Genomic DNA, 4,503 nt, shown 5'->3' on the forward strand with positions numbered 1-4,503 from the left:
AGCACGCGGAGGCGCAGAGTTTTTGACAAAAATCCCTGAGAGGGAGATTTTTGTCAACAAGCCTTCCTGCCGGCGCAGGATATGATAGCCATTCGAAAAAAATTTCGATTCCTCCGGCTTGCTGGTCAATGCAGTTCATGTTTTGTCCAATGCCAGGACCAGCTTCGACGGCAACGCCTTTTTAAAATGGCCGTCGTTTGATACAACCCGGTCTACGTCATGTGCCAATCCGCACGCAATGATTAGACTATCTATTGTTCGCAGCCGAGGCCAAGAGATGCGCTGATCATTGCCCACCCTATCAACAACATCCCTGGTGATTTCCTGGCAAATGGTGTTCGGGAAGTTGAGGAGATAATCCTTCACAGCAATAGCAGTCTTCATGTTCCCTTTCTTGAGGGGACCCTGCATGACCTCCGCAACGCTCACAATGGATATGACAGCAAAGGCATCGCCTGCTTCAACCATCTCGAACAAGAGGCGAGACAAACCCGCATAAGGCTCGATATTGTCCGTCAAATAGATGATGACATCGGTGTCGACAAGCACCCGTTTCCCTGAAACTGCCTTTTTCAGTGCAGATGCCGTTAACAACTTCACCGGTCTTCTCTCTCCTTGTCAATATACTCTGAGACGTCCTCAGCCGTTTTGCCAAAAGTCTTCGCGGTGAGCCCTGACAGCCTGTCAGTGAAAGATAAAACCGGTTGAAGGATAATCCTATCATCGTCCTTGGTCAACAGAACCTTTGTACCAGCCTTAATGTCCATCTCCTTACGAAGCCGGGCGGGAAGAACAACGTACCCCCTACTAGAAACTGTTACCTTAGCTGAATTCATGCAGCATCATCTCCCTTCTTCTGCATTATTGAATTTTAGCACCTCTTTTGGGGGATGTCAACCGCGGTACATTCAAATTTAAAGTGCACCATTTAAGTTGGTTACTCATACGAATTTGTGGGGAACATTCAAGCCTAGAACGTTGAAAGCATGAATCTTTTCCGATAGTTCCTGGTTGACAAGATTAGCCGGGAAAGGAGGATCAGATTCATGCTTGTAGAAAGTATAGCTCCAAAGACACTTGGGGCGACTCGCGAAGGAACTGAAGACAAGGTCAAGTATCAAGATAGCTCTTGATCTCGTCATAGAAGGTCGAATCATCAAGAACTGACACACCGAAATCGAAATCCTCATCGCCTTTCTTTAACCACTCGCTGATGACTTGAGGATCAACCATAAAGGACACGACCTTCTTTCAAAATGCTCTTGATAAATGGGTCTCCCAATTTGACACGGTCATCCAATTCATCCGGACGGTAAACGAGCATATCAGCGGCCATCTTACGTTCTATCAGTTCATCCAATTCACGCATCCTGGCAAGACCGGTTAAAGGCACATCTTCTTTAAGAATCAGAAAATCAGATCGTTCACTTCATCGAATTCCCCCTTAGCAGCCGACCCAAACAAAATGACCTTCAGAGGCCGATATTTGTCCACGATCTGGGCCAAGATGCTGTCGATTTCTGATCTAATATCATCTGCTTTCATACGAAACCTTTAACACAAGGCCTCAATAGATTCAAGAAGGAAAGGAATCTCTCCGGGACATTCATGCTTTTATGACTTAGCCTGGGAATGGTGAACTGTTTCAGGAGCAACGTTTTAGGTTCGGAAAGACCGACCCCGCTTAAATGGGCTTCGGATTTCACCCTGGTACGAGTTACGCTACGGCGCAGGCGCGGCAAGCGGGTCGCGAAAGCGGGATTTGTGCTTCGCTTCAACAAGGCAAAAGGGCGCGGGGTCTGAGGATAACAAACACTAGGGCCGGCTCAGTTGATCGTCCCATCCCAGGAAACTGGAAATAGAGTTCAGCAGTTTCTTGAAGTCATCCAAACGCTTCTGAATTATTTCGTACACCTGCTCGTCGTCCACCTCCCAGTACAGGTGGACCAACCGATTTCGAAATTTCGCCATCTTGGCAAGCTCTTCGGCGAAATCCCCGTCCATGGCGCCGACTTCTCCCATAACCCTGAACGTATCGCCATAGTCCTCGGGAACCCGGTATCCATTGCGCGCTATGATGTGGTTGCACATATCAATGGCTGACTCAATAGCTACTATGAAATGGTATTTCGAGCTCCCAAGCTTATCGGGGTCTTTAATGAATACATCTTCGGATAGCTTGCCCAGTTCCCTGAGGCGAGCAACACTTCTTCTGAGTTGAGAGACCAGCTTGACCATCTTTTCTTGATCATACAGGGGCATTGACAACCTCATTGAGATATCTTTTTCGAAAAGGAAAAAAATCGAAGTACTCCTTCAGGATTCTCCCCTGAAAGTCTGCCCGCATGTTCGGGTTTCTATCCAAAATCACTCTCCCGCTACGAATAACGCTCTGACAAAATGACAGGGGAGCTCCGTTAAGGATACGCACGTCAACCCGGTATCCAACAACCTTTTCCAGTTGTGTCTCAAGATCAATCTCAAAATCAACCGGGTTCTTTTCATGATGCTTAACCAGTACAGCCAAATCTATGTCGGAAAATCGTTCGGCCGTGTTGAACGAGCCAAATAGATAGCCGACCACAATCTCATCACCTTGTCTTTCTAGAAAGAGACAGATCTTTTCCACGATCCGTTCCTTTTCTGAAACATCCAGGCTTTTTCTTTTCTTATTCACGGTTCAGTCTATAAGACAACGTACGTTTTTTTCAAGGATAACAGGGAAAAGCCGGCGGACCACCCTTAGTGGTGACTTGGGGACATCCATTGGATTATAAGTTTATCCGCTCACGGTCAATTGGGGACGCCGATGAGCGCCTCCGGCGCTCTTTGAGGCGTCGTCAGGTTGGAGCTTGAAGGCAAAAAAATAGAGGGCGACCCAGTTAATAAACCTCATCGTGAGTACCGATATCGATAGGTAGTACTTGATATTTATTAAGGAGTGACTTGGGGACGTCCATTGGATTATAAGTTTCTCTGTTTTCCACCGCCAATATCTGGCGTTTCCGGTTTTAGGTTTTGCGTTTCAAGTCAGTTTTCTCTCACAGTGGGTATTTTTTGGGGACGTCTATGATGTTATGACTTTCATTGCGTCCGCCCCTCTGTAGCCTTGTTCCAGTCCCGCCATCGGCGGAATTTGAGGCGTCAGGTTTGAGGTTGGAGGCAAAAAAACTGAATGCTCCCCAGGGTGACTGATATCGGCCTGTCTCGTCCCATCCAGTGGGACGCCCATGAAATTATGCGTTTCTATCCATTTTTTTAAACTTTTAGCCTCTTATGCTGGTGGGTGTGCTTTGCGTCCATATCTTGCGTCGCGGTAGAAATGAGAAAACAAACGGGTCAAAAAAACAAAGGGATCATGTCTACTTTTGACTCTTGTTTGTTCGTTATTATCGTTTAAAGCATTATTATCGTTGAGATGGTTGAGATCGTTTGTCTGGTTTATCTGGTCTGGCTTGGCGAGGCATGGTTTATCTATCAAAAACATCTGCAGGTAAATCAAACTTTTTTATCAGATCATCAAGTGCATATGGCAAAGCAAGCGTTTTTTTGCCATGGGATTTGATGGGGTAAGACTTATGTGTCTCGGGATCATAAAATTTGGGGTGCCTACCTTTTCCTGTTACATAAACAACGCCGTACCTCTTGAGTATTTTTATTACTTTCCTTAATTCTAGCGGCTTAGGCATAGTCTATTTCGGCAGTTGATTGCTGGAGATTGTCATTGGAAACAGACATTAATGATTTCTTTATAGATATCTTCAGATTCCTGGAAGACTGTTTGGTTTCCAATTCATTATACATCCTCCAATACTTACTATGTGCTGGATCAAAAATTGTGTCAATCGCATCATTTTCTACCGCAGTCAAAATATATTCCTTTATAGAATCAGCTAATGCTTTTAAAGCGCCTTTCTCATCTTTACTATGGGAAGAAACCGTAAAATCCAAGCAGCGGGCAACAACTACATCGTTCTCTTTGGTTAATAATATATGTAGCGCCGGACTTTCCCATACACTGCCGATTTTAAATCTTATTCTCTTTGCTTTCATACCTTTCATGGCTGCCTCTCAAGCTTGGCGACTAATGAAATTTGGGGATTTTTGATTTAGTCCATATTTTTACTGTTAAATATGATGGAATTGGGGACATTGTCAACTTATAAACCTAATGGTTAATGTGAGGCTGACTTGGCTGACTTGGGAAAATTGTGGGCACGTCCTTTACTTTTTAACTTTCTCATTTCCTCAATAGCGCAAAGAGCATGGGGCGACTTGGGGACGTCCATTAGATTATAAGTTTCTCTGCTCAGGGCCGAAGACAATGCTTTGAAGGCCTCCTGCCCACGATTCACGGCAATAGAAGCTCAACGCTGAAAGCTGTTAACTGTTGCTATCTGTAAGTTGATTCGATCTACCCTATAGTTGCATAAACAACATGGCAAAAGGTCCTGAAAAGCAATGATAGTCTTTCTTTGCGGCCTTTTTGAGCAGTTTTGAGGA

The 4,503-nt window shown here is 45.0% G+C and carries 7 protein-coding genes; all 7 read right to left on the bottom strand.

The window, feature by feature from the left end; translation table 11 throughout:
* Nucleotides 1-135: 135 nt before the first annotated feature.
* The 7 genes from JW883_09255 to JW883_09285 all read right to left on the bottom strand — a co-directional run bounded on the left by JW883_09255 (nt 136) and on the right by JW883_09285 (nt 4,062).
* Nucleotides 136-600 carry a type II toxin-antitoxin system VapC family toxin gene (locus JW883_09255; protein MBN1842449.1) on the bottom strand — a complete coding sequence of 155 codons (465 nt, stop codon included), beginning with the start codon at nt 598-600 and terminating at the stop codon, nt 136-138.
* Nucleotides 597-836, bottom strand: a complete 240-nt coding sequence (locus JW883_09260; protein ID MBN1842450.1) for an AbrB/MazE/SpoVT family DNA-binding domain-containing protein — start codon at nt 834-836, stop codon at nt 597-599. The genes JW883_09255 and JW883_09260 overlap by 4 nt, the downstream gene beginning before the upstream one ends.
* 571 nt (nt 837-1,407) lie before the next feature.
* On the bottom strand, nt 1,408-1,545 hold the full coding sequence (locus JW883_09265) for a hypothetical protein (GenBank protein ID MBN1842451.1): 138 nt from the start codon (nt 1,543-1,545) through the stop codon (nt 1,408-1,410).
* A 270-nt stretch (nt 1,546-1,815) separates the two neighbouring features.
* A complete protein-coding gene (locus JW883_09270; GenBank protein ID MBN1842452.1) occupies nt 1,816-2,262 on the bottom strand; it encodes a DUF86 domain-containing protein in 447 nt (148 codons plus the stop codon).
* Nucleotides 2,249-2,677, bottom strand: a complete 429-nt coding sequence (locus JW883_09275; GenBank protein MBN1842453.1) for a nucleotidyltransferase domain-containing protein — start codon at nt 2,675-2,677, stop codon at nt 2,249-2,251. Before JW883_09275 ends, JW883_09270 begins: the two co-directional genes overlap by 14 nt.
* 793 nt (nt 2,678-3,470) lie before the next feature.
* Nucleotides 3,471-3,689, bottom strand: coding sequence for a type II toxin-antitoxin system HicA family toxin (locus JW883_09280; GenBank protein MBN1842454.1), 219 nt, complete (start codon nt 3,687-3,689; stop codon nt 3,471-3,473).
* Entirely contained in the window at nt 3,682-4,062 is a 381-nt protein-coding gene (locus tag JW883_09285) for a hypothetical protein (protein MBN1842455.1), read from the bottom strand. Before JW883_09285 ends, JW883_09280 begins: the two co-directional genes overlap by 8 nt.
* Nucleotides 4,063-4,503: the final 441 nt, after the last annotated feature.

This window comes from Deltaproteobacteria bacterium (assembly GCA_016930875.1).
Lineage (GTDB): Bacteria > Desulfobacterota > Desulfobacteria > Desulfobacterales.